Consider the following 23,033-nt stretch of genomic DNA (forward strand, 5'->3'; position numbering starts at 1 on the left):
GGGGGAGCCCAGATGTCCGCACGAGGCGCACGCCTCCGGCCGGGGCCGGAGGGCCGCCGCAGACGCCTGTTCGCCGCCGTCGTCGTCCCGGCGGCGCTGATCTGTGCCGTCGCCGCGCTGGGGCCCCGGTGGAGCACCGGCACCGAGGGCAAGGCGTCCACGCCGTCCGCGTCAGGGAGTTCGCCGGCCACCGGCACGTTCACCGTCGCCCGCGCGGGCGCCCCGGACCCCGGCAAGGGCAAGGGCAGGGCCAGGGCGTACCGCGTCGAGGTGGAGGACGGCTCGGGCGTCGATCCGGACCGGGCCGCCGCCGAGATCGCCCGGATCCTGGCCGCGCCACGGGGCTGGTCGCACCACGGCGAGCACACCTTCCGCCGGGTCTCCGAAGGACCGGCGGGACTCGTCATCCGTATCGCCACCCCCGCGACCACCGACGCCCTCTGCGGGAAGGGCGGCCTCGACACCCACGGCGAGGTCAACTGCCGGGTCGGCACCGACGTGATGGTCAACCTCAAGCGCTGGCAGCAGGGATCACCCGAATTCCACGGCCCGCTCGCCGAGTACCGGGCCCTGATCATCAACCACGAGGTCGGCCACTGGCTGGGCCACGGTCACGAGACCTGTCCGGGCAAGGGCCGCCCCGCGCCCGCGATGATGCAGCAGATCTACGGGCTGAAGGGGTGCGTCTCCAACGCCTGGCCGTACGACGCCGAGGGCCACTACCTGGGCGGCCCCGCGGTGCCATGAACCGGCCCCGCCGTGCGGACGCGTCAGCTGCGGCGGAAGACCAGCCGTCCGCCGAGCACCGTCGCCACGCAGCTCCCGGCGCCCTCGGTGCGCAGCGCCGCCGGGTCCGGTACGTCGAACACCGCCAGATCCGCGGGCCCGCCGACGGCCAGGGCGGTCGCGAACGCCTCGGGCGGCTCCGGTACGGACGCCAGCGGGTCGAGCGACACGTGTTCCGGCACCGGGCCGGGGGCGTGGACGCGCAGTCCCGAGCGGGCGACCGCGGTGCGCACGGCGGGGCGGGCGAAGGGGCCCCGGACGGCGGTCGTGCCGTGCCGCAGCATCCGTTGCAGGCCGCGCCGGGCACTCGCGCCCCAGCGGGCGTCGTCCATGGAGAGTGCGGTGAGCGCGTCGCCGGTCAGCGGGTCGGTGCCGAGCTCGTCGGCCTCGCGCGGGTCCGGGTGGTAGGCGGCCTCCAGCAGGGCGGGGGCCGCCGCGTTCAGCAGCCCCGGGGTGATCAGCCCGGACCAGCGCCGGGTCCGGGCCCCCGGACGGGCGGCGGTCAGTTCCCCGTACGCGCCGATGGCGACGACCACACCGCCGTCCACGGCCACGGCGTCCGCCCCCTCCGGGGCACCGTGCACCGCGTCGGCGGCATGAACGGTCAGCAAGGCTGCCTCAGTTGGCGTTGAGGAGCTTCAGCTCCGGGTGTGCCGTGCCGCCCTCGATCGCGGTGGACGAGATGTGCGAGACCACGCGCTCGTCGACCGGGTCGTTCGCCGGGTCGTCGTGCACGACGAGGTGCTCGTACGTGGTGGCGCGCTGGGCCGGCACCCGGTCCGCCTTGCGGATCAGGTCGATGATCTCCAGCCGGTTGGAGCGGTGCTTGGCACCGGCCGAGGAGACGACGTTCTCCTCCAGCATGATCGAGCCGAGGTCGTCGGCGCCGTAGTGCAGCGACAGCTGGCCGACCTCCTTGCCGGTGGTCAGCCAGGAGCCCTGGATGTGGGCGACGTTGTCGAGGAAGATCCGGGCGATGGCGATCATCCGCAGGTACTCGAAGAGCGTGGCCTGCGTCTGCCCCTTCAGCTTGTTGTTCTCGGGCTGGTACGTGTACGGGATGAACGCGCGGAAGCCACCCGTCCGGTCCTGCACGTCGCGGATCATCCGCAGGTGCTCGATGCGCTCGGCGTTGGTCTCGCCGGTGCCCATCAGCATGGTGGAGGTGGACTCGACACCGAGGCGGTGGGCGATCTCCATGATCTCCAGCCAGCGCTCGCCGGACTCCTTGAGCGGGGCGATCGCGGTACGCGGCCGGGCCGGCAGCAGCTCGGCGCCGGCTCCCGCGAAGGAGTCGAGGCCGGCGGCGTGGATGCGCTGGACGGCCTCCTCGACGGAGACCTTGGAGATCCGGGCCATGTGCTCGACCTCGGAGGCGCCCAGCGAGTGGATGACCAGCTGCGGGAACGCCTTCTTGATCGCGGAGAAGTGCTCCTCGTAGTACTCGACGCCGTAGTCCGGGTGGTGCCCGCCCTGGAACATGATCTGCGTACCGCCGAGTTCGACGGTCTCCGCGCAGCGGCGCAGGATGTCGTCGAGGTCGCGGGACCAGCCCTTGGCGGTGTCCTTCGGCGCGGCGTAGAAGGCGCAGAACTTGCAGGCCGTGACACACACGTTCGTGTAGTTGATGTTGCGCTCGATGATGTACGTCGCGATGTGCTCCGTACCGGCGTAACGGCGGCGGCGTACGGCGTCGGCGGCGGCACCCAGCGCGTGCAGCGGCGCCGAACGGTAGAGGTCGAGCGCCTCCTCCGGAGAGATCCGACCGCCCTCGGCGGCTCGGTCGAGGATGGGCTGGAGGTCGGCCTTCTCGGTCACCGGGCTGTCACCTTTCGGCGGTTTTTCAACGGATCTACGGACCGGTTCAGCGTACGCCAGCCCCTCTCGGGCTCAGCCGCCGGACCGGCTCAGCGTGCCGTACGGCAGCCCAGCGCCCCGCTCCTCGGACCGGAAACGCAGGGTGCCGTCGGCGGCCCGGGTGAAGTGGACGTCGGTGGTGGTGGAGGTGCACAGGGCCGGGGTGCTGGGCCGGTCCGGGTCGGTGCGTTCGTGGAGCGTCAGTTGCTCGGCGGTGCCGGAGGTGAGGCTGGCGACGCTGTTGCAGCTGACGGTGACTCCGAGGCTGGTGATCTCGGTGTTCATCCGGACCACGTCCGTGCCCGTCTTCCCCGTGGTGAAGACGGCGGTGAGCGTGCCGTGCGGCTGCCCGGTGGTCTTCTCGGTGACCGGGCCCTTCCAGGTGCCGATGAACTCCTTCGGCAGTTCGGTGATCTGCTCCGGGCTGCCGGTGCCCGAGTCCGCGGGCTGCGACGGCCGGCCGGTCGGGGTGGCGGCGGGCGGGGTGCTGCCGACGTTGCCGTGCTCGGCGTTGCTCCGGCCGCCGCCGCCCGGCATCAGGTCGAAGACGAACGCGCTGCCCACGGTCACGGCGGCGAGCGCGCCCGCCACCGCGAGGGCGACGGTGCAGCTCAGCCTCCGGCCCCGGTCCGCGTCCGGCCGGGCCGGGCCGGAGTCCGCGCTGACGGTGACGGAGAAATGGGGGTCGGTCGCGCGTTGTCCGGGCAGCCCGGACGCACCGGTCCGCGGCGACGGCCCGGACGCCCCCGATGTCCTGGCCGGCTCGGCCGCGCCCGCGGTCACGGGCCACGAGGGCAGTACGCCCGGATGGGACAGCCGGGTCGGGTCGTGCGTGGGGAAGGGCTCGGCCGGCGACCCGAACCCGCCGCCCACGACCCCGACCCCGGTCGCCCCATCGGCGCCGTCCAGGCCGTAGGCACCGCCGGCGCCGCCCGCATCCCAGGCCGCGCTGCTGAACGGCACCGGCCCCGACTGCACCGGCGCGTCCTGCGGCTCCAGGTCCAGCAGCGCGACCGCCGCCTGGCTGACCTCGCGCACCAGTGGTCCGGGCAGCCAGCCGGCCGCCACCAGCGCGGCGGCCCCGCCCGGCGCCAGCCGCCGGGCCAGTTCCATGGGTGTGGGCCGGTCCTCGGGCTCCTTCTCCAGGCACCCGGCGACGACCTCCCGCAGATCACCCTCCAACTCCCCCAGCTCCGGCTCCTCGTGCACCACCTTGTAGAGGAGTACGGCCGAGGAGTCGCCGAGAAAAGGAGCGGTACCGGTCGCCGCGTACGCGAGCACCGCGCCGAGCGAGAAGACATCGGCCGCGCCCGAGATGTCGGTGCCCCGGATCTGCTCCGGGGCCATGTAGCCGGGCGAGCCGACCGAGACCCCGGTGGAGGTGAGCGAGGCGGTGGCGCCGATCGCGTGTGCGATCCCGAAGTCGATCAGCCGGGGGCCGTCCAGGGCCAGCAGTACGTTGGACGGCTTCACATCACGGTGGATGACGCCCTGTTCGTGCACCGCGGCCAGCGCCTCGCCGAGTCCGGCGCCCAGCGTCCGTACCGCGTTCTCGGGCAGCGGCCCGTGCTCGGCGACCGCGGCGGAGAGCGGCGGGCCGGCCACGTAACCGGTGGCGACCCATGGAATGGGCGCGTCCGGGTCGGCGTCCAGAACGGGGGCCGTCCACTGCGCACCGATCCGCCGTGCCGCGTCCACCTCGCGCCGGAAGCGCGCGCGGAACTGCTCGTCGAGGGCGAAATGCGGGTGCACGACCTTGACCGCGACGGTGCGCCCGCCGGCGCTGCGCCCCAGATAGACCCGACCCATGCCGCCCGCACCGAGCCTGCCGAGCAATCGGTAGGCACCGATGGTCAGCGGTTCGCCGGCTTCCAGCGGCTGCATATGGACTCCCCCTGTGGACCGGCCTGACCTCCGACCGAAGCCTAGGGGGCGAAGGTCATCGGGTCACAGAGGAAACCATCCGCCTATTTCGCCCCTAAGGGAACGAACAACAGCTTCCGACACAACAAAAGGCGTGAATGCGTCGTTCACCCGAGCGATTCCGGGTTCCGGCCCGGGATGCACTGCGAGCACCATCCGGGAATCGGCTATTCGACGCGAATTAACCCGAATCGAGGCCGGACCGGCAGAAGGGCCGGGAGAAGCAAGGAGAGAAGGGCGGGGAGGGATAAGCGACCCGGAGAAGTACAGGATTCACCTATACCCCGCATATCCCGGGCCCCCGCCCCGCCTTCCGGTCAGCCGCCGAGCAGCTCGACCTTCACGTCCGCCGGGAAGCCGGTCGTCGGACCGACCCGGCGCGCGAACTCCTGCACGCCCGCCAGCTGGTCCGGGCCGAAGCGGAAGTCCAGGGTCGTGAAGTACCGCTCCAGCACCTCCGAGTCGAAGGCCTCCCAGCGCGCCGCCTGTTCCGCGACCTTGGTGACTTCCTCCAGGGAGAGGTCCCGCGAGGCCAGGAACGCCTCGTGCACCTTGTTCACCTGGTCGGGCCGGCTCGCCAGATAGTCCTTGCGGGCCGCCCAGACCGCGAAGACGAACGGCAGCCCGGTCCACTCCTTCCACATCCGGCCCAGGTCGTGGACCTGGAGGCCGAGCCGGGGCGCGTCGTGCAGGTTGGCGCGCAGCGCGGCGTCGCCGATCAGCACGGCGGCGTCCGCCTCCTGCATCATCAGGCCGAGGTCCGGCGGGCAGGTGTAGTAGTCCGGGCTGACCCCGTAGCGCTCGGCGAGCAGCAGCTGGGCCAGGCGGACGGAGGTGCGCGAGGTCGAGCCGAGGGCCACCCGGGCCCGGTCCAGCTGGTCCAGCGGCACCTGCGACACGATCACGCACGACATGACGGGCCCGTCGCAGCCCACCGCGATGTCGGGAAAGGCGACCAGGTCGTCGGCGTTGCGCAGGTACTCCACCAGCGTGACGGGGCCGATGTCCAGATCGCCTCCGATCAGCTGCTCGCTGAGCTTCTCCGGGGTGTCCTTCGAGAGCTCCAGGTCGAGCAGGGTTCCGGTGCGTGCCAGTCCCCAGTACAGGGGGAGGCAGTTCAGGAACTGGATGTGGCCGACGCGCGGCCGGATGCGACGGTCGTCGCCTGCGACGGTTGAGACGCTTGAATTGTCCACATCGCGAGGCTAGACCCGTGGCGCGATCCGGACGGCACCGGGGGCTCGGGGCGCACCCGGTCTCACTCCCCGGGAGTGCGCATCCCGCCGTGCGGATACGCGGATCTCGTCCCGGGGTCCCCCGGAACCGCTTCCGGGGCACCCCGAAGGCGTCCTCCGTACCCCTCGAAGTCGCCGCAACGACACCCTCCGGTACGGCCACTTCGTCAGTTCATCGGCACGGCAATCAAACATCCGAGTGAAGTGATCTTTCCCTCTACCGTTCGATACACGCTGCGTGCTAGGCTCGACGCAAGTTGCAGTTTGGTTTCCCTTGCAGTACAGAGCCTGCGGAGCATGTAACCCGCAGGCTTTTGTAGTTTTCAGACTTCTTTGCAGGTTCTGGAGCAGGGCAACCCTTTGGCCCAAGGAGGGCTTATGGCTACCGGAACCGTCAAGTGGTTCAACGCTGAAAAGGGCTTCGGCTTCATCGCCCAGGACGGCGGCGGCCCGGATGTCTTCGTCCACTACTCCGCGATCAACGCGTCCGGGTTCCGCTCTCTCGAGGAGAACCAGGTCGTGAACTTCGACGTCACTCAGGGACCCAAGGGTCCGCAGGCTGAGAACGTCACCCCGGCCTAGTTGCCCGGGTCGGCCGATCGCGGCCGGCTAGTAGTACCCAAGGAGCCCCGCTCCTCCGCCTCGGCGGGGAACGGGGCTCCTGCCTTTTCCGTTCCTTCTCGTCCTCCGACGCCCGCCTTTTCTTCCGATGCCCGGCCGCAGGGCCGCGACGCTTGACCTTGACACCGTGTGAAGCGGTGCGCTGGGAGACATCATGTTCACCATCGGAGACTTCGCCCGGTACGGACGGGTGTCGGCCCGGATGCTGCGTCACTACGACGCCATCGGGCTGCTGCACCCCGACCGCACCGACCCCGCCACCGGCTACCGCTTCTACGGTGCCGCCCAGCTCGCCCGTCTCAACCGCGTCATCGCCCTCAAGGATCTCGGCTTCACGCTCCAGCAGGTGCAGGCCATCCTCGACGAGCAGGTGGGGCCGGAGGAGCTGCGCGGGATGCTGCGGCTGCGCCGGGCGGAGCTGGAGGAGGCCATGAGGGCGGCGGCCGCACGGCTGGCGCAGGTCGAGGCGAGGCTCCGGTCGATCGAGAGCGAGGGACGCATGTCCGTGGACGATGTCGTCGTCAAGAACGTTGCCGCTGTACGGGTCGCCGAGCTGGCCGGCACCGCGGCCGGCTACGAGCCGGAGGACATCACTCCGGTGATCGGGCCGCTGTACGACCGGCTGTTCCCGTTGCTGGGCGAGGCGGGCGTCAGTCCGAGCGGCCCCGGGATCGCGTACTACGAGGACGCCCCGGAGGGCGGCGGCGCGGTCGTCGTCCACGCGGGGGTCACGGTGTCCGCCCCGGTGGGCCCGCTGGGCGACACCGGGATCACGGTGGTCGAGCTGCCCCCGTTCGAGGCCGCGACCATCGTCCACCGGGGTTCGATGGACGGCGTGCTGCCGACCGCCCAGACCCTGGCCCGCTGGATCGACGCCAACGGCTACCGGTCGGCGGGATACACCCGTGAGATCAGCCTGGAGTGCCCCGAGGACCGGGACAAGTGGGTGACGGAGCTCCAGGAGCCGGTCACCAAGGTCTGACCCGCCCCGGAGACACATGGGCGGGAAAAGAACGTGACACTCGACGCCTGGAGTGTCACGTTCTTTTCTCCCTGCCGTTTCTTTTCTCCCTACCGTCCTCCTCCGGGCCCCGCCCACAGCCCGTCGTCCGTCAGCCCCAGCAGATCGATGGCGTTGCGGCGCACGATCCGGTCCACCACATCGGCGTCCAGATGTCCCATCTGCGCCTCGCCGACCTCGCGCGACTCGGGCCAGGTGGAGTCGGAGTGCGGGTAGTCCGTCTCGTACAGGACGTTCCCGACGCCGATCGAGTCCAGGTTCTTCAGCCCGAAGGCGTCGTCGAAGAAGCAGCCGTAGACGTGCTCGGCGAACAGCTCCGACGGCGGGCGGTGGACCTTGTCGGCGACGCCGCCCCAGGCCCGGTTCTCCTCCCAGACCACGTCGGCGCGTTCGAGGATGTACGGGATCCAGCCGATCTGGCCCTCCGCGTACATGATCCGGAGGTTCGGGAACCGTTCGAACTTGCCGCTCATCAGCCAGTCGACCATCGAGAAGCAGCAGTTGGCGAAGGTGATGGTGGACCCGACGGCGGGCGGGGCGTCGGCCGAGGTGGACGGCATCTTCGAGGACGAGCCGATGTGCATCGCGATCACCGTCCCGGTCTCGTCGCAGGCCCGCAGGAACGGATCCCACTCGTCCGTGTGAATCGACGGCAGCCCGAGGTGCGGGGGTATCTCGGAGAACGCCACCGCGCGCACGCCGCGCGCCGCGTTCCGCCGGACCTCGTCCGCGGCCAGCCGTGCGTCCCAGAGCGGGATCAGGGTGAGCGGTATGAGCCGGCCCCGCGCCTCGGGCCCGCACCACTCCTCGACCATCCAGTCGTTGTACGCGCGCACCCCGAGCAGCCCCAGTTCGCGGTCCTTCGCTTCGGTGAAGGTCTGTCCGCAGAAGCGCGGGAAGGTGGGGAAGCAGAGGGCGGACTGGACGTGGTTGACGTCCATGTCGGCGAGCCGGTCGGGGACCGAGAACGAACCCGGACGCATCTGCTCGTACGTGATGATCTCCAGCCTGATCTCGTCCCGGTCGTAGCCGACCGCGGTGTCGAGCCGGGTGAGCGGGCGGTGCAGGTCCTCGTACACCCACCAGTCGCCGATCGGCCCGTCGTCACCCTTCGCGCCCATCACGGGCGCGAACTTTCCGCCCATGAAGGTCATTTCCTTGAGCGGTGCGCGGACGATCCGCGGGCCGCGGTCGAGGTACTTGGACGGGAGCCGGTCCCGCCAGACATGAGCGGGCTCCACCGTGTGGTCGTCCACCGAGATGATCTTCGGGAAGGTCTCCATGTTCTCCACGGTAGCGTCGATCTGACGAACCGTCAGCTATCTGGACCGGACCCCGTTCCGTAATCGTTGTCGAGGGCTTGTGCAGAGAGTCACCCACTGCTGACGTGCCCACCCAAGACAAGGCAGACTGTTGAGCGCGATACCAGCGGTACCGAGCAATCCGGATCCACCCGCCCCGTACCGACACATGGGCGGGCAATCCAGGCGGACGGCATCAACAGGCGGCATCGGCACGATGGGCAGCACCGGCGGGGCGAGCAGGGCAGGGGGCAGCAATGGACCGTGACAACGGACCGCACGTGCGTGTTCCGGAGCAGCGCGCTCCGCGACAGCGGTCGGCGGGCGGCGTCGATCTGCGCTTTTCCGTGCTCGGTCCGGTACGGGCATGGCGGGACGGCGAAGCGCTGTCCTCCGGCTCGCCGCAGCAGCGGGCCCTGCTGGCGGCGCTGCTCCTGCGCGGCGGCCGCACGGCCACCGCCGCCGAACTCATCGACGCCATCTGGGGCGACGAACCGCCCTCGCAGGCGCTCGCCACCATACGTACGTACGCCTCCCGGCTCCGCAAGGTCCTCGACCCGCAGACACTGGTCAGCGACGCCGGTGGATACGCGATCCGGGCCGGCCACGACGCCCTGGACGTGACGGTGGCCCAGGAACTGGCGGCCGACGCGGAGAAGGCCCGCGCGTCCGGCGACCGCTACCAGGCCCGGACCCTGCTCGACAAGGCACTCGGGCTGTGGGACGGCGAGGCCCTGGCCTCCGTGCCCGGACCGTACGCCGAGAACCAGCGCACCCGCCTGGAGGAATTGCGGCTCCAGCTCACCGAGTCCCGCCTGGACCTGGACCTGGAGGTCGGCTGCCACGCGGAGGCGGTCTCCGAACTGACCGCGCTCACGGCCGCGCACCCCCTGCGGGAACGGCTGCGCGAACTCCTGATGGTCGCCCTGTACCGCAGCGGCCGCCAGGCCGAGGCGCTGGCCGTCTACGCCGACACCCGCCGGCTGCTCGCCGACGAACTGGGCGTCGACCCGCGCCCCGAGCTCGCCCAGCTCCAGCAGCGCATCCTGCGGGCCGACGAGGAACTCGCCCACCCCGCGGACGAACCGGCCCCGGCCCCCGCGCCGGTGCGCCCCGCCCAGCTCCCGGCCACCGTCCCGGACTTCACCGGCCGCGCCTCCTTCGTACGCGAACTGGGCGACCGGCTGGCGACCGCCGAGGGTTCGGTGATGGCCGTCTCGGCGCTGGCCGGCATCGGCGGCGTCGGCAAGACCACCCTCGCCGTGCACGTCGCCCACCAGGCACGCCAGCACTTCCCGGACGGCCAGCTGTACGTGGACCTCCAGGGCGCGGGCGCACGGGCCGCCGAACCGGAGACGGTCCTCGGCGCGTTCCTGCGCGCCCTGGGCACCGCGGACTCGGCGATCCCCGACTCCCTGGACGAACGCGCCGCCCTGTACCGCTCCACGCTCGACGGCCGCCGCATCCTGGTCCTCCTCGACAACGCCCACGACGCGGCGCAGGTCCGCCCGCTCCTGCCCGGCACCGCGGGCTGCGCGGCGCTGATCACCAGCCGCGTCCGGATGGTCGACCTGGCCGGTTCCCATCTGGTCGACCTGGACGTGATGTCCCCCGAGGAGGCGCTCCAGCTCTTCACCCGCATCGCGGGCGAGGAACGCATCAACTCCGAGCGCGAGGCCGCCCTGGACGTGGTCGCCGCCTGCGGCTTCCTCCCCCTGGCCATCCGCATCGCCGCCTCCCGCCTGGCCGCCCGCCGCACCTGGACGGTCTCCGTCCTGGCCGCCAAGCTCGCCGACGAACGCCGCCGGCTGGACGAACTCCAGGCCGGCGACCTCGCGGTGAAGGCCACCTTCGAACTCGGCTACGGCCAGCTGGAACCCGCCCAGGCCCGCGCCTTCCGCCTCCTCGGCCTGGCCGACGGCCCCGACATCTCCCTCGCCGCGGCGGCGGCCCTGCTCAACCTGGAGGCCCACGCGACGGAGGACCTCCTGGAGGCCCTGGTCGACACCAGCCTCCTGGAATCGGCCGCCCCCGGCCGCTACCGCTATCACGACCTCGTGCGCCTCTACGCGCGTTCCTGCGCCGAACGGGACGAGGAGTCCCCGGAGGAGCGGGAGTCGGCGCTGTCGCGGCTGCTGGACTTCTATCTGGCCACGGCGGCGGGGGTGTACGCGCTGGAGCGGCCGGGGGACCGTGCCGTCGACCACCTGGTGGCCACCGAGCACCCGGGGCTCGAATTCACCGACGGGCCGGAGGCCGTGGACTGGCTGTACAGCGAGGCCGATTCGCTGCTTGCCTGCGCCCATCAGAGTGCGTCGAGCGGAATGCTGCAGCGCGCCGTCGACCTGCTCTGCGCGGCAAAGGACCTCGCCGAGTCGGGTGCGAACTCCCGCCAGTACGAAACCACCGGTGCGGCCCTGCGCGACGCGGCGAGGGCTGCCGCCGACCCTCACTCCGAGGCGCGGGCCCGTGCCTCGCTGTCCACCGTCTACCTCGTCTCCGGCCGCTTCACGCTGGCCGACGAGGAGGCACGACACGCAATGGATCTGGCCGAGAGCACCAAGGACCCGATCCCCGCGTGCTGGGCACCCAACGATCGCGGCATCATCGCGTTCTACCAGGGGAGGCACGAAGAGGGCGAGAAGTTCCTGCAGGCGGCCATAGACAACTACCGCGCGGACGGGAACCTGGTCGGCGAGGCATCCGCACTGTGCAATCTCTCGCGCATCCACGTGAACATGAACCGCACGGCCAGCGCGGTCGAGCTCGCCCAGCAGGGCACAGCCATCTTCGACGGGGTGGGACTCAGTCTCCGCACGGCCAACGGTCGCTTCGCGCTGGGCATCGCGCTCACTCAGGCCGGAAGGCCGACCGAGGCCCTGAAGGAGCTCGACGAGGCACTGCGCGTGTTCCAGGGCAACCGTCAACGGCTCTGGGAAGGCTCGACCCACTTCCGCATGGCGGAGGCACACCTGGCCGACGAACGCCCCGCGCAGGCGGCTCAGCACGCGGAGCAGGCACTGGCTCTGCGCGTCATCGGAGGCGAATGGATGCGGGGCAACGTTCTGATCACTCTGGGACACGCCCTCGAACGCCTCGGTCAGATCGACCGGGCACATGCATGCTGGACCGAAGCACTGGCCATCCACGAGCAGTTCGGAGCCGCGGAGGCGGACAAGGTCCGGGCACTCCTCAACCCGGTCAGTGCCGCCTGAGGCACCAAAACCGGCAGAGAGCCGTCGGCGTTCATCGAACGTTTATCGCCACTCGTCATTCTTAAGCCCATCGATCCGTCGCGTCGGGGGGCAGGCGGGTTGCACGGGGGACCACACCGCTAGGGTGAACGGCCCTGACATGCCCGTCCGACGGCCCACGGGGGAGTCGCCGGACGGGCATCGCCGACCGAGCAAGCAAGATCTCTGGGAGTTGACAGGCATGAGCGACGCACTGAAGCCGAAGACCGGTGGCGCCACCACTCAGGAGAACCACGCCGGCAGCCCGAGCAGCGGTGACAGCGCCGTCAAGCCGCTGGAGAACCACGCAGGCAGCGTGACCGAGGACATCACGACCCTGGAGAACCACGCCGGCAGCACGCCGAAGGACCTCCTCAAGACGCAGGAGAACCACGCGGGTTCCGAGAAGGCCTGAACGTCACTCGACGGGGAGGCGGCCGCGGCGGCGCGGAGGGGGAGCCGTCGCGGCCGCTGTACGTCCGGGGGGACGTACAGCCACCACCGGCAGAGGGGCACGAGCCACCGGCTCGTGCCCCTCTCCGCGTTCACCGCTACGGCCCCCGGACCAGCACCCCGCAGCGTCGGACCACCGCTCGGCCTCGCGGCGCTCGGCCTCCGCCGCCGCCCGTTCCGCCTCCGTCGCCGCGTCTCGGGTCGCCTGTTGCCGGGAGACCGGTCGGTCCGCTCAGTCCATCTGGAGGCGGTCGGCCAGACCGGCGGCGGTGAAAGCGGCTACCAGTTCGTCACGCCCCTCGGTGAAGTGGGCCCAGCTGTCGTAGTGGACGGGGACCACTCGGCGGGCACCGAGGATCTTGGCGGCCTCGGCCGCCTGTGCGCTGTCCAGGACGATCGGTTCGCCGTCGAAGATCACGGGGAAGCGGGGAGCACCGGCGAAGAGAATCGCGGTCTCCACGGGGGCGAAGCGCTCGGCGATCTGCTCGACCAGGTCGAGGGAGGCGTTGTCGCCGCTGACGTAGACGGTGGGCAGACCCTTTCCGGTCAGCACGAAGCCGACGACCTGGCCGAGGATCGTCTCGACCTCCTCGCGCGTCCCGGGCCCATGGAGGGCGGGTACGCCCGTCACGGTGACGGTGCCGCCGCCGGGGCGGTCCAGCTCGATGGACTCCCAGTCGGCCAGCCCTTTGGCGCGGTCTCCCAGGCGCTGCCCGCCACCGGGAGTGGTGAGGGTGAGCGGGATGTCGGCCAGCAGGGCTCGGCCGGAGTTGTCGAGGTTGTCGGCGTGCTCGTCGTGGGAGAGCAGGACCACGTCGACGCTGCCGAGGTCGGCGGGGCTGCCGGAGGAGGGCGCGGTCTTGGCCAGGAGCGGGCCGTCGGGTGCCTGGTAGTCGCCGGGGGCGTCGAAGGTCGGGTCGGTCAGGAACCGCAGGCCGCCGTACTCGAAGAGGGCGGTCGGGCCGCCGAAGACGCGGACGGGGAACTGCTCGCTGGTGGGGCTGGTGGCAGACACGAAAAAAGTCCTCACGGATAGAGGGTGGCTTATCCGTGAGTCACTGTAAGCACTTCTCACGCATACAGGCAAGCCGTACCATGAGAACCATGAAGGAGACCGTGACCGCCGAACCACTGCCGCCCGCACCGGGCGCCGAGCAGCACCCCGCCCTCGACCTCGCCAACAGCACCATCGCCCTGCCCGGCGGGCACTGCATCGATCTCCTCGGCACCCCGCGCGCCGCCGAACAGTGGCTCGTCGACCGGGGTCTCGCCCCGGCGGACACCGGAATGATGGAGATGTGCACCACCCTGCTGCGCTCCCTGCGCGAGCAGGTGCGCGCCCTGCTCGCGGCCCACGCCGCCGGGCTGCCCGCCCCCGCCGGGGCGCTGACCGCCGTCAACAACGCGCTCACCCGGGCCCCCGCCGCCTCCCTGCTCCACTGGGATCCCACCCGTGGCCTGTACCGCGAGACGGCCCACCCCGTCACCCAGATCGTCGAGCACGCCCTCGCGGTCCTCGCCGCCGACGCCGCCGACCTGCTGACCGGCCCCGACGCCGAACGGCTCACCGCCTGCGGCTCCGCCCCCTGCAACCGCTACCTCCTGCGGCACGGTCGCCGCCACTGGTGTTCCATCCGCTGCGGCGACCGCGCCCGAGCAGCCCGCGCCTACGCCCGGCGCACCCGGCCCACGACGGACTGACCAGCGCTCCGCGGGGTTCTCGTCCTCGCCGGGTCCGGCCGTCGCCCTGAGCCCTCCCCTGCTACCCCCGCCCCCGCAGCTCACCCTTCACCACCTTGCCGCCGGCGTTGCGCGGCAGCTCGGTCACGAACTCCACCGCCCTGGGGACCTTGTAGTTCGCCATCTCGCGCCTGGACCAGGCGATCAGGTCGTCGGCCGTCACCGTCGCGCCCGGCCTGCGCACCGCGTACGCCTTGCCCACCTCGCCGAGGCGGGGGTCGGGGACGCCGATCACCGCGACATCGGCCACGTCCGGGTGCAGGCCCAGGAGCTGTTCTATCTCGGCCGGGTACGCGTTGAAGCCGCCGACGATGAACATGTCCTTGATCCGGTCGGTGATCCGCAGGTTGCCCGCCTCGTCGAGGACGCCCACGTCGCCGGTGTGCAGCCAGCCGTCCGGGGTGATCGCGGCGGCCGTGGTCTCCGGGTCCTCGAAATAGCCCCGCATCACGTGGAAGCCGCGGACCTGGACCTCGCCGGGCATGCCGGGGGCGGCCAGGACGCGGATCTCGGTGTCCGGGATCGCCCGGCCGGACGTCGAGGCGATCGTCCCGGCCGGGTCGCCCCGGCGGCACATCGTGACGATGCCGCTCGCCTCGGAGAGGCCGTACGCGGTGAGGACCGTGGCGATGCCGAGCTCCGCGCGCAGGCGCTCCACCAGTTTCAGCGGGACCACCGCCGCGCCCGTCACCACCAGGCGGAGGGCGGAGAGGTCGTGGGCGGAGCGCGCCGGGTGGTCGAGGAGGGACTGGTGGAGGGTGGGCGGGCCGGGCAGCACCGAGATGCGTTCGGCGGCGATGTTGGCCAGGACCGTGTCCACATTGAAGACCGGTTGCGGGACCATCGTCGCGCCCCGCATCAGGCAGGCGATGATGCCCGCCTTGTAGCCGAAGGTGTGGAAGAACGGGTTCACGATCAGATAGCGGTCGCCCTCGCGCAGATCCGCCAGTTCGCTCCAGATCGCGTAGCAGCGCAGGGTCTGGGCGTGGGTGATGACGGCGCCCTTGGGCCGGCCCGTGGTGCCCGAGGTGTAGATGATGTCGGAGGGGGACGCGGGGGCGATGGCGTCGGCGCGGGAGCGTACCGCCGCGCCGGACACCTCCTCCCCCGACGCCAGGAAGTCCTTCCAGGTGACGTAGTCGTCGGGGGCGGCGTCCGCCAGCACCACCACCTTTTCCAGGCAGGGGAGTTCGACCTCCGCCCGGCGCAGCGACGCCACGTACGACGTGCCGAGGAAGGTGCCCGTGACGAAGAGGAGTTTCGCCCGGCTGCGTTGCAGGATGTACGCCGCCTCGGTGCCCTTGAAGCGGGTGTTGAGGGGGACGAGGACCGCACCGGCCGTCACCGCTCCCAGTGCGGAGACGATCCAGTCCAGGGTGTTCGGGGCCCAGACCGCGACCCGGTCCCCCGGTTCGACGCCCGAGGCCATGCACGCGGCGGCGGCCCGCTCCACGCGGTCGCCGAGTTCGGCGTACGAGATCCGGGTGCGGCCGTCGACGACCGCCTCCCGGTCCCCGTACCGCCGCGCCGCCGCCCGTACCAGCTTCGGGATGCTGCCCCACTCCTCGTCGCCGCGCATCGTTCGCCCTCCTGACGCAGTAGCTGACTATCCGTCAGATTAGCTGTAGCCTCAGCCGCTGTCAGCAGTCATGACGGCCTGGGAGGTGGCGGTGACGGCACTCAAGGACGCGGCAGCGATAGCCGGCATAGGACAGACGGCCTTCGCGAAACAACTGCCGGAATCCGAGAAGACCTTGGCCTGCCGGGCCATCGTCGCGGCGCTCGACGACGCGGGCATCGACGCGTCGGAGGTGGACGCGTTCGCCTCGTACACGATGGAGGAGACCGACGAGGTCGAGATCGCCAAGGCCATCGGGGCGGGCGACGTCACCTTCTTCAGCAAGGTGGGGTACGGGGGCGGCGGCTCCTGCGCGACGATCGCGCATCTCGCCGCCGCCGTGGCGACGGGGCAGGCGGGCGTCGGGGTCGCCTGGCGGTCACGGAAGCGGGGGTCGGGCCCCCGGCCCTGGAAGAACACCGCCGTGCAGCTGCCCACCCCCGCCCAGTGGACCCGCCCGTACGGACTGCTGCGGCCGGCCGACGAGATCGGGATGCTGGCACGGCGGTACATGCACGAGTACGGGGCGACCCGCGACCACCTCTTCAACGTCGCCCTCGCCTGCCGCAACCGCGCCAACCAGAACCCGGACGCGGTGATGTACGAAAGGCCGCTGACCCGCGACATGTATATGACCTCGCGCTGGATCAGCGAACCGCTCTGCCTCTTCGACAACTGTCTGGAGACGGACGGGGCGCTGGCCTGCGTCATCGTCTCCGCCGAGCGGGCCCGCGACTGCCGGCAGAAGCCCGTGTACATCCACTCCGTCGCCCAGGGGCTGCCCGCCCAGCACCACGGGATGGTCAACTACTGGAACGACGACCCGCTCACCGGCCCGGCCTGGACGGCCGCCCGGCAGCTGTGGAAGCAGGCCGACTTCGGCCCGGACGATGTCGATGTGGCGCAGATCTACGACGCGTTCACCCCGCTCATCCCGCTCTCCCTGGAGGGCTACGGCTTCTGCGGGCGCGGCGAGGGCGCCGCGTTCACCGAGGGCGGGGCGCTGGAGAGCGGCGGGCGGCTGCCCATCAACACCGGGGGCGGCGGGCTCAGCGAGGGGTATGTGCACGGCTTCAACCTGATCAACGAGGGCGTCAAGCAGTTGCGCGGCATCTCCACCGCCCAGGTCCCGGACGCCGGGACATGCCTGGTCACCGCCGGTGAGGGCGTTCCCACATCCGCCGTACTGCTGAGGAGCTGAGGGAGTTGACCGGGATGGATGCTCTGCTGCTGCCCGTCGTGGACGAGGACGGCGCCCCCTTCTGGGAGTACGCGGCCCGCGGTGAACTCCGCGTCCAGGCGTGCGCCGCGCCGGAGTGCGGACGGCTCCGCTTCCCGCCCCGGCCGTGCTGCCCGCACTGCCGGTCCTTCGAGAGCGAGTGGCGGCCGATGAGCGGACACGGCCGCATCTGGTCCTACGTACTGCCGCATCCACCGCTGCTGCCCGCGTACGCCGCCCAGGCGCCGTACAACGCGGTCGTGGTCGAGCTGGCGGACGCCCCGCAGATCCGGCTGGTCGGGAATGTGGTGAGCGGTCCGGACGCCCCGCTGGACTCGGTGGATCCCGCGCGACTGCGGATCGGTGCGCCGGTGCGGGCGGTGTTCTGCCCGGCCGGTCCCGGGGCGACCCTGGTGCGCTGGCTGCTGGAGAGGTGAGGGGCGATGGCGCTGCGCACGGAAACGGACGAGGAGACCGGGGTCGCGCTCGTCACCCTCGACCGGCCCGGGAAGCACAACGCGATCGACCTGGCCACGGCCAGCGAGCTGGCCGCCACCTGGCGGGCGTTCCGCTTCGACGACGAGGTGCGTGCCGTGGTCCTCACCGGTGCGGGCGGCCGGGCCTTCTGCACGGGGATCGACCGGGACGCGGACGTGCCGCAACCCTCGTCCCCGTACACGATCGACGATCCGCTGCTCACGATCGGGCCGAAGGCGAACGACCTGTGGAAGCCGGTGATCGCGGCCGTGGAGGGGATGGCCTGCGGCGGGGCGTTCTATCTGCTGGGCGAGTCGGAGTTCGTGATCGCGTCCGAGGAGGCGACGTTCTTCGACCCGCACACGACGTACGGCATGGTCAGCGCGTACGAGGCGATCTCCATGGCGCAGCGAATGCCCTTCGGCGAGGTGGCCCGGATGTCGCTGATGGGGACGGCCGAACGGATCTCGGCCCGCCGCGCGTACGAGACCGGGCTGGTCAGCGAGGTGACGGCGCCCGGCGGCGCGGTGGACGCGGCGCTGCGGGCGGCGGGCGTGATCGCCTCGTACCCGACGGAGGCGGTGCAGGGGACGGTACGGGCGGTGTGGTCCGCGCGGGAGGCGGCCAGGGCGCAGGCCATGGCCCACGCCCCGCACCTCATCGCGCTCGGGAATCAGCCACCGGAGCGGCAGGCCGGACTGTTCCGGGGGCGGGGCACAGGCGAGTTCCGGACACGCTGACGGTCCGTCTGACGGGCCCTCCGACGGGTCAGTAGCTCAACTCCGCCTCGACCCGGCACTTCTTCACCTTGGAGACCTTGCGCGGGTCGTCCATCCGTACGGAGACGGTCTCGGTCTCGCCGCCCACGACGTCCACGGTGGCGTAGCCGATGTCGATGGCGTTGCCGCGTGCGTTGAGGAAGGCCACCTCGACCTTGTAGGTGTGGGAGCCGGTGGCGCTGGCGGTGAGCCTGACGGTGGAGGTGGTGACGGCCTTGCGCTTGCCCTTGCGGGGCTGGGCGCAGCGGAAGACGTACGCCTCGGGCTCGTCGGACGCCGTGGCGCTCGGGGTCTCCGTCGCATAGTCCGTACCGCCGGAGGAGCTGCTCGACGAGTCGTAGTCGTCGTCGTCGTAGTCGCTGCTGTGGTAGCTGCCGTTGCTCTTCTTGGAGTTGGAGCAGCCACCGCCGCCGCTGCTCGAACCGCCGCTCTTGCTCTTGCCGCTGCGGCCGCCGTGGCTGGAGGTCGAGAAACCGGTGAGCGCGAGTACCACCACGACCAGTACCGCGGAAAGCTTTATGTGCTGCCGCATCATCGATGCAGCCCCCCTTGTGTTGTTGTCCGTTTCTGCAGTTGTCGAACGACCGTGCGTCACGCTAGCGCAGGGTGGCGGGGGCCAGGGGCCGGGCGTAGCGTCGAGCCCGAGAGCGGTGCAGAGCTGTGACGCCGGTCCGCGCACGCGCAGGAGGCCGATGATGATCCGCAACGTCCTGGGCTCGGTGCTCGCTCTCGCCGGAGCGGCGGCCGCCGTGCTGAGCCCCTTCCGTGACTGGTACGACGGTCGCCTCGGGCGTCACTACCGGGTCGACGAACTGTTCACCGGCATCACGGACAGCCGGCCCGGACCGCTGGGTTCGATCCTGGTCGCGTTCCTCTTCGCCGCCGTGCTGACGGTGGTGGGTGTGGTGCTGCGGTCGCGGCTGCTGGTGGCGGCCGCGGGTGTGGTGGTGCTGGGGTTCACCGTGCTGTGGATGGTGCGCCAGGGGCAGTGGGAGGGCAGTCTGACGGTCGCGGGCGACGGTTCCGGGCTGGGGTGGGGCGTGGCCGGGGCGGCGGCGGGCGGGGTGCTGCTGCTGTTGGGGGCGGTGGTGATGTCCGGGCGGCACGGTGCCGGGCGCCGGCTTGCCCGCGGGGCACGCAACCAGCCGTACGCGGCGCCCGGCTCGGAGAACCCGGACACCTGGCCGCCGACGCAGGAGCCGGGGCCGTCCGTGCAGACGAGCACGCTGCCGGAGCCCGAACCGGAGCTGTACACGGGGCCGGATCCGGCGGACCGGCGCTCGGCCCCCGCTCCGGCTCCGGCTCCGGAGGACCGGGACACGGCCCCGTATCCCGTCGTGCCGGACGAGGGCCCGGGCCAGGACGGGCGCCCGCGCCGCTGAGGCCCGCCGGGCCCGACGCGGCCTACGTCCTGGCCCGGCTGCCCGTGCCCGTTCCCTTCAGCGCGTCCAGCGCGTACACGCAGCGGTCCTTGCTGCACGCGTACACGACACCGCCCTGTGCCACCGGCGAACCGGTGATCTCGCCGCCCGTCGCCAGCTTCCAGCGGAGCTGGCCGCCCGCCGCGTCCAGGGTGTACAGGACATGGTCGGCGGAGCCGAAGTGGACCCGGCCGTCGGCGACCACCGGGGCGCCCACCACCTCGCCGCCCGCCGCGAACCGCCACTTCGGGGTGCCGGTGACCGCGTCGAGCGTGTAGAGCGCGCTGCCGCTGCCGACGTGGACGTTTCCGGCCGTCACCAGGACCGGTTCGATCGACTGGCGGGCCTCCGTGGCGATGCGCCAGCGGTCCTTGCCGGTCGAGGCGTCGATCGCGTACACCGTGCCGAGGTAGTCGGCGAGGTACACGCCGCCGCCGGTGACGGCGGGGCCGGGCGCGAACGCGGGCGGGGAGAGGAAGACGGCGGGCGACTCGAAGTGCCAGCGCACGTGCCCGGACGCGTTGTCCACGGCCAGGACCCGGGCCCCCGCGCTGACGTAGACGAAGCCGTCCGGCGCCGCGGTCACCCGGACCGGCACACCGCCGCAGGAGGCCGCGTCGCCGATGGGGTACGACCAGCGCTCGATGCCGGTGCGGGCGTCGACGGCGCGCAGCCGGGCGTTCTGCCAGAGGTAGACCGTGCCGTCGTGGATCGCGGGTCCGGCCTCCGCCGTCTCGAAGTCGGTCTGTACGCCGCCGCTCTCCCACAGCTTCTCGCCCGTGGACGCCTCCCAGGCCTGGACGCCGCCGCCGCGCGTTCCGGTGACGACGGTGCCTCGGTCGGCCTTGAGGGAGTAGACCCAGGCATCCGTCTGGAGCCGCCACCGCTCGGCACCGCTCGTCGCGTCCAGGGCATACAGGGACGGCCCGTCGGAAGCGTGGATACGGCCGCCCTCGACGGCCATCACCCAGGCCACGTCCCGGGTCTTGAACTGGCGCCGCCCGTTGCCGACGTCCAGGGCGTGCACCTCGAACGAGGTGACGTAGAGGAGGTCCCCGGCGACGACGGGCGTCCCCCACACGTCGTTGGACATCCGGAACCGCCAGGGCCGCCAGCGGTCCGGGCCGGGCGGCGGGGGCTCCGGCGGATGCGCGGGTCCGGGTACGGGGGCGGGGGCGGGGGCGGCCTGGGCGGAGCCGTTCACCCCGACGGGTGGGCGCACCCAGCCGGTCGCGGGACCGGCGCCCGTGGTGGCCGTGGCGGCGGCCCGTACGTCCTGGGCCCGCGGGCCGGGGCCGATCGGCACCTTCGCACCGGGCAGCCGCACCGGACCGCCCGCGTCGGGTGCGGGCGCCGGGCCGGCGGCCTGGGAGCGCGGATCGGCGCCGCTGCGCCAGGCGCTGTCCCGGTCGGCGCCAGGCGGCGGCACCGGGGCGGGCGCGGCGGTCTTCCGTCCGCCGCGGCGAAGCTCGATCATCGTGGTGGCGGAGGTCGGCAGCCAGGCCGAGGCCGTACCGCTGTCGTCGCCGCCGGAGGCGAAGAGGTGCGGGGCGAGCTGGGCCTGGAGGTCGGCGGGGGTGGGCCGCAGCCCGGCGTCCATCTGCATGCAGGACTCGATCAGCGGCCGCAGCTCGCCGGGCAGGCCCTCCAGGTCGGGGCCCTCGCGCAGCAGCATGAAGACCGTCTCGACGGGGTTGGCTCCGTGGAACGGGGCGTGGCCGGTGGCGGCGAAGACCAGCGTGGAGCCGAGCGAGAAGACATCGCTGGCACCGGTGACGCTGCGCGAGTCCCGGGCCTGTTCGGGCGACATGTACGCGGGCGTGCCCACGGCGACGTTCGTCATGGTCAGCCGGGTGTTGGAGACCCCGGACGCGATCCCGAAGTCGATCACCCGCGGGCCGTCCTCGACGACGAGCACGTTCGACGGCTTCATGTCGCGGTGGACGAGCCCCGCGCCGTGGATCGACTGCAGCGCCTCGGCGATCCCGGCGGCCAGCCAGCGCACCGCCTGGACCGGCATGGGCCCGCACTCACTCACTATCTCTTCCAGCGAGGGGGCCGGCACATAGGCGGTGGCCAGCCACGGCACGGCGGCGCGCGGGTCGGCGTCCACCACCGCGGCCGTGTAGAAACCGCTGACGGCACGGGCGGCCTCCACCTCGCGCGTGAAGCGGACCCGGAACAGCTGGTCCTCGGCGAGCTCCGTACGGACCGTCTTGATCGCCACGCGTCGACCCGAAGCCGAGCGGGCGAGATAGACCAGCCCCATGCCACCGGCACCGAGCCGTCCCAGCACCTCGAACGGGCCGATCCGCCTCGGGTCGTGCTGCGTCAGCTGCTCCACCACTTGCCCTGCCACCTCCCCGTACGAGCCTCAGGAACAGAAGCCCGCGAAAACCCGCCCTGTACGGCGTCTCACCACTGGGCACCACCCGGCGGTGCGCACCCCCGATTCTTCCTGGCTGAGGCCCTGGTTGCGAACCCGGGGGCGGATCGGGGTGTCACAGCTCACTCTGCCGCCTTCTCGGACACAGGGGGCTGAAGTACGGCGAAAACGGCGCCCTGATCGTCCTGGAGGACCGCCATCCGCCCGTACGGGATGTCGAAGGGCGGCGCGGAGATACGACCGCCGAGGCGTACGGCGTTCCCGGCGGCGCTGTTGCAGTCCTCGACGGCGAAGTAGCTGAGGAAGTAGCTGGGCATCTCCGCCGGGAACGCGTCGGTGATGACGCTGCGGCCGCCGACCGCGGTGTCCGGTCCGGGCTCGGTGCCCGCCGGGGACCACATGCGGAAGCCGGGACCGGAACCGGCCGCGGCCGGTTCGCCCTCGCCGGAGTCGTCGGGTTCGGGACCCGGGGAGAGTTCCGTGCCCTGGAAGCCGAAGACCTGCTCGTAGAAATCGTCCACCCGGCCCTTCTGGCGGGTGTAGACCTCGGTCCAGCAGAAGGAGCCGGGTTCGTTCTGCTTCTGGAAGCCCTCGCGGTCACCTGCCTGCCAGAGCCCGAACACCGCTCCGCCGGGGTCGGCCGCCTGGGCGAGCACTCCGGCCCGGCCGGCCCGGACGGGCTCGGTGATCACCTGGCCGCCCGCCTCCCTGATCCGGGCGACGGACGCCACGATGTCGTCGGTGGCGAAGTAGATCCCCCAGGCGGTGGGCATCCGGCCGTCCTGCTTGGCGGCGAGTGCGGCGACGAGCTTCCCGCCGCTGAAGGCATCCGCGTACGGCCCCTCACCGGCCCGGAAGGTCCAGCCGAACAGCTCACCGTAGAAGCGCTTGCCCGCTTCCAGGTCGGGCAGCTGCACATCCACCCAGCACGGCGCGGATCGCGCGAATGCGGCCATGGGCCCG

The 23,033-nt window shown here is 71.7% G+C and carries 20 protein-coding genes; 10 read left to right on the forward strand and 10 right to left on the reverse strand.

All coding sequences use genetic code 11. The features are described 5' to 3' along the window. Positions 1 to 12 precede the first annotated feature (12 nt). A complete protein-coding gene (locus OG611_RS04330) occupies positions 13 to 747 on the forward strand; it encodes a DUF3152 domain-containing protein (RefSeq protein WP_266415682.1) in 735 nt (244 codons plus the stop codon). A 23-nt stretch (positions 748 to 770) separates the two neighbouring features. Here the strand turns inward: OG611_RS04330 and OG611_RS04335 are convergent, their stop codons facing one another. The 4 genes from OG611_RS04335 to OG611_RS04350 all read right to left on the reverse strand — a co-directional run bounded on the left by OG611_RS04335 (position 771) and on the right by OG611_RS04350 (position 5,762). Further along, positions 771 to 1,397 carry a hypothetical protein gene (locus OG611_RS04335; protein ID WP_266415684.1) on the reverse strand — a complete coding sequence of 209 codons (627 nt, stop codon included), beginning with the start codon at positions 1,395 to 1,397 and terminating at the stop codon, positions 771 to 773. A 7-nt stretch (positions 1,398 to 1,404) separates the two neighbouring features. Beyond that, a complete protein-coding gene (mqnC, locus tag OG611_RS04340) occupies positions 1,405 to 2,604 on the reverse strand; it encodes a cyclic dehypoxanthinyl futalosine synthase (protein ID WP_266415686.1) in 1,200 nt (399 codons plus the stop codon). Between the two features lie 72 nt (positions 2,605 to 2,676). Next, entirely contained in the window at positions 2,677 to 4,527 is a 1,851-nt protein-coding gene (locus tag OG611_RS04345; protein ID WP_266415688.1) for a serine/threonine-protein kinase, read from the reverse strand. 356 nt (positions 4,528 to 4,883) lie between these two features. Further along, positions 4,884 to 5,762 (reverse strand): menaquinone biosynthetic enzyme MqnA/MqnD family protein, encoded by an 879-nt coding sequence (locus OG611_RS04350; RefSeq protein WP_266415691.1) that lies wholly within the window; start codon positions 5,760 to 5,762, stop codon positions 4,884 to 4,886. A 417-nt stretch (positions 5,763 to 6,179) separates the two neighbouring features. Between OG611_RS04350 and OG611_RS04355 the strand changes: the two genes are divergently transcribed. Together OG611_RS04355 and OG611_RS04360 are read left to right on the forward strand one after the other, a co-directional pair. After that, positions 6,180 to 6,383 carry a cold-shock protein gene (locus OG611_RS04355; RefSeq protein WP_003967102.1) on the forward strand — a complete coding sequence of 68 codons (204 nt, stop codon included), beginning with the start codon at positions 6,180 to 6,182 and terminating at the stop codon, positions 6,381 to 6,383. A 193-nt stretch (positions 6,384 to 6,576) separates the two neighbouring features. Continuing rightward, positions 6,577 to 7,404 carry a MerR family transcriptional regulator gene (locus OG611_RS04360; RefSeq protein WP_266415693.1) on the forward strand — a complete coding sequence of 276 codons (828 nt, stop codon included), beginning with the start codon at positions 6,577 to 6,579 and terminating at the stop codon, positions 7,402 to 7,404. Between the two features lie 89 nt (positions 7,405 to 7,493). Here the strand turns inward: OG611_RS04360 and OG611_RS04365 are convergent, their stop codons facing one another. Then, positions 7,494 to 8,726 carry an amidohydrolase family protein gene (locus OG611_RS04365; protein ID WP_266415695.1) on the reverse strand — a complete coding sequence of 411 codons (1,233 nt, stop codon included), beginning with the start codon at positions 8,724 to 8,726 and terminating at the stop codon, positions 7,494 to 7,496. Positions 8,727 to 9,001: 275 nt separating this feature from the next. Here OG611_RS04365 and OG611_RS04370 point away from each other — a divergent pair, with 275 nt between their 5' ends. After that, positions 9,002 to 11,959, forward strand: a complete 2,958-nt coding sequence (locus OG611_RS04370; protein WP_266415697.1) for a BTAD domain-containing putative transcriptional regulator — start codon at positions 9,002 to 9,004, stop codon at positions 11,957 to 11,959. Between the two features lie 220 nt (positions 11,960 to 12,179). Further along, positions 12,180 to 12,392 carry a hypothetical protein gene (locus tag OG611_RS04375; protein ID WP_266415699.1) on the forward strand — a complete coding sequence of 71 codons (213 nt, stop codon included), beginning with the start codon at positions 12,180 to 12,182 and terminating at the stop codon, positions 12,390 to 12,392. Between the two features lie 270 nt (positions 12,393 to 12,662). Here OG611_RS04375 and OG611_RS04380 read toward each other — a convergent pair whose 3' ends face one another. Next, positions 12,663 to 13,445 (reverse strand): MBL fold metallo-hydrolase, encoded by a 783-nt coding sequence (locus OG611_RS04380; RefSeq protein WP_266415701.1) that lies wholly within the window; start codon positions 13,443 to 13,445, stop codon positions 12,663 to 12,665. An 80-nt stretch (positions 13,446 to 13,525) separates the two neighbouring features. Between OG611_RS04380 and OG611_RS04385 the strand changes: the two genes are divergently transcribed. Then, positions 13,526 to 14,131, forward strand: a complete 606-nt coding sequence (locus OG611_RS04385) for an ABATE domain-containing protein (RefSeq protein WP_266415703.1) — start codon at positions 13,526 to 13,528, stop codon at positions 14,129 to 14,131. Positions 14,132 to 14,192: 61 nt separating this feature from the next. Here the strand turns inward: OG611_RS04385 and OG611_RS04390 are convergent, their stop codons facing one another. After that, complete coding sequence (locus OG611_RS04390) at positions 14,193 to 15,749, reverse strand: FadD3 family acyl-CoA ligase (protein WP_266415705.1); 1,557 nt, start codon at positions 15,747 to 15,749, stop codon at positions 14,193 to 14,195. 91 nt (positions 15,750 to 15,840) lie between these two features. Between OG611_RS04390 and OG611_RS04395 the strand changes: the two genes are divergently transcribed. The 3 genes from OG611_RS04395 to OG611_RS04405 are packed head-to-tail and all read left to right on the forward strand — an operon-like array spanning position 15,841 to position 18,224. After that, positions 15,841 to 16,989 (forward strand): lipid-transfer protein, encoded by a 1,149-nt coding sequence (locus tag OG611_RS04395; protein WP_266425508.1) that lies wholly within the window; start codon positions 15,841 to 15,843, stop codon positions 16,987 to 16,989. 14 nt (positions 16,990 to 17,003) lie between these two features. Beyond that, entirely contained in the window at positions 17,004 to 17,444 is a 441-nt protein-coding gene (locus tag OG611_RS04400; RefSeq protein ID WP_266415707.1) for a Zn-ribbon domain-containing OB-fold protein, read from the forward strand. A 6-nt stretch (positions 17,445 to 17,450) separates the two neighbouring features. After that, on the forward strand, positions 17,451 to 18,224 hold the full coding sequence (locus OG611_RS04405; protein ID WP_266415709.1) for an enoyl-CoA hydratase/isomerase family protein: 774 nt from the start codon (positions 17,451 to 17,453) through the stop codon (positions 18,222 to 18,224). 28 nt (positions 18,225 to 18,252) lie between these two features. Here the strand turns inward: OG611_RS04405 and OG611_RS04410 are convergent, their stop codons facing one another. Next, on the reverse strand, positions 18,253 to 18,798 hold the full coding sequence (locus OG611_RS04410) for a hypothetical protein (protein ID WP_266415711.1): 546 nt from the start codon (positions 18,796 to 18,798) through the stop codon (positions 18,253 to 18,255). A gap of 160 nt (positions 18,799 to 18,958) precedes the next feature. On the opposite strand from OG611_RS04410, the gene OG611_RS04415 reads away from it, so the two are divergent. Next, a complete protein-coding gene (locus OG611_RS04415) occupies positions 18,959 to 19,645 on the forward strand; it encodes a hypothetical protein (protein ID WP_266425511.1) in 687 nt (228 codons plus the stop codon). A gap of 22 nt (positions 19,646 to 19,667) precedes the next feature. Here the strand turns inward: OG611_RS04415 and OG611_RS04420 are convergent, their stop codons facing one another. Both OG611_RS04420 and OG611_RS04425 read right to left on the reverse strand, forming a co-directional pair. Then, positions 19,668 to 22,031 carry a PQQ-binding-like beta-propeller repeat protein gene (locus tag OG611_RS04420; RefSeq protein WP_266415714.1) on the reverse strand — a complete coding sequence of 788 codons (2,364 nt, stop codon included), beginning with the start codon at positions 22,029 to 22,031 and terminating at the stop codon, positions 19,668 to 19,670. 161 nt (positions 22,032 to 22,192) lie between these two features. After that, the gene (locus OG611_RS04425; RefSeq protein WP_266415716.1) at positions 22,193 to 23,026 is read right to left on the reverse strand and encodes a VOC family protein; all 834 of its coding nucleotides are present in this window, start codon (positions 23,024 to 23,026) and stop codon (positions 22,193 to 22,195) included. Between the last annotated feature and the right edge of the window lie 7 nt (positions 23,027 to 23,033).

It is taken from the genome of Streptomyces sp. NBC_01363, from assembly GCF_026340595.1.
GTDB lineage: Bacteria > Actinomycetota > Actinomycetes > Streptomycetales > Streptomycetaceae > Streptomyces.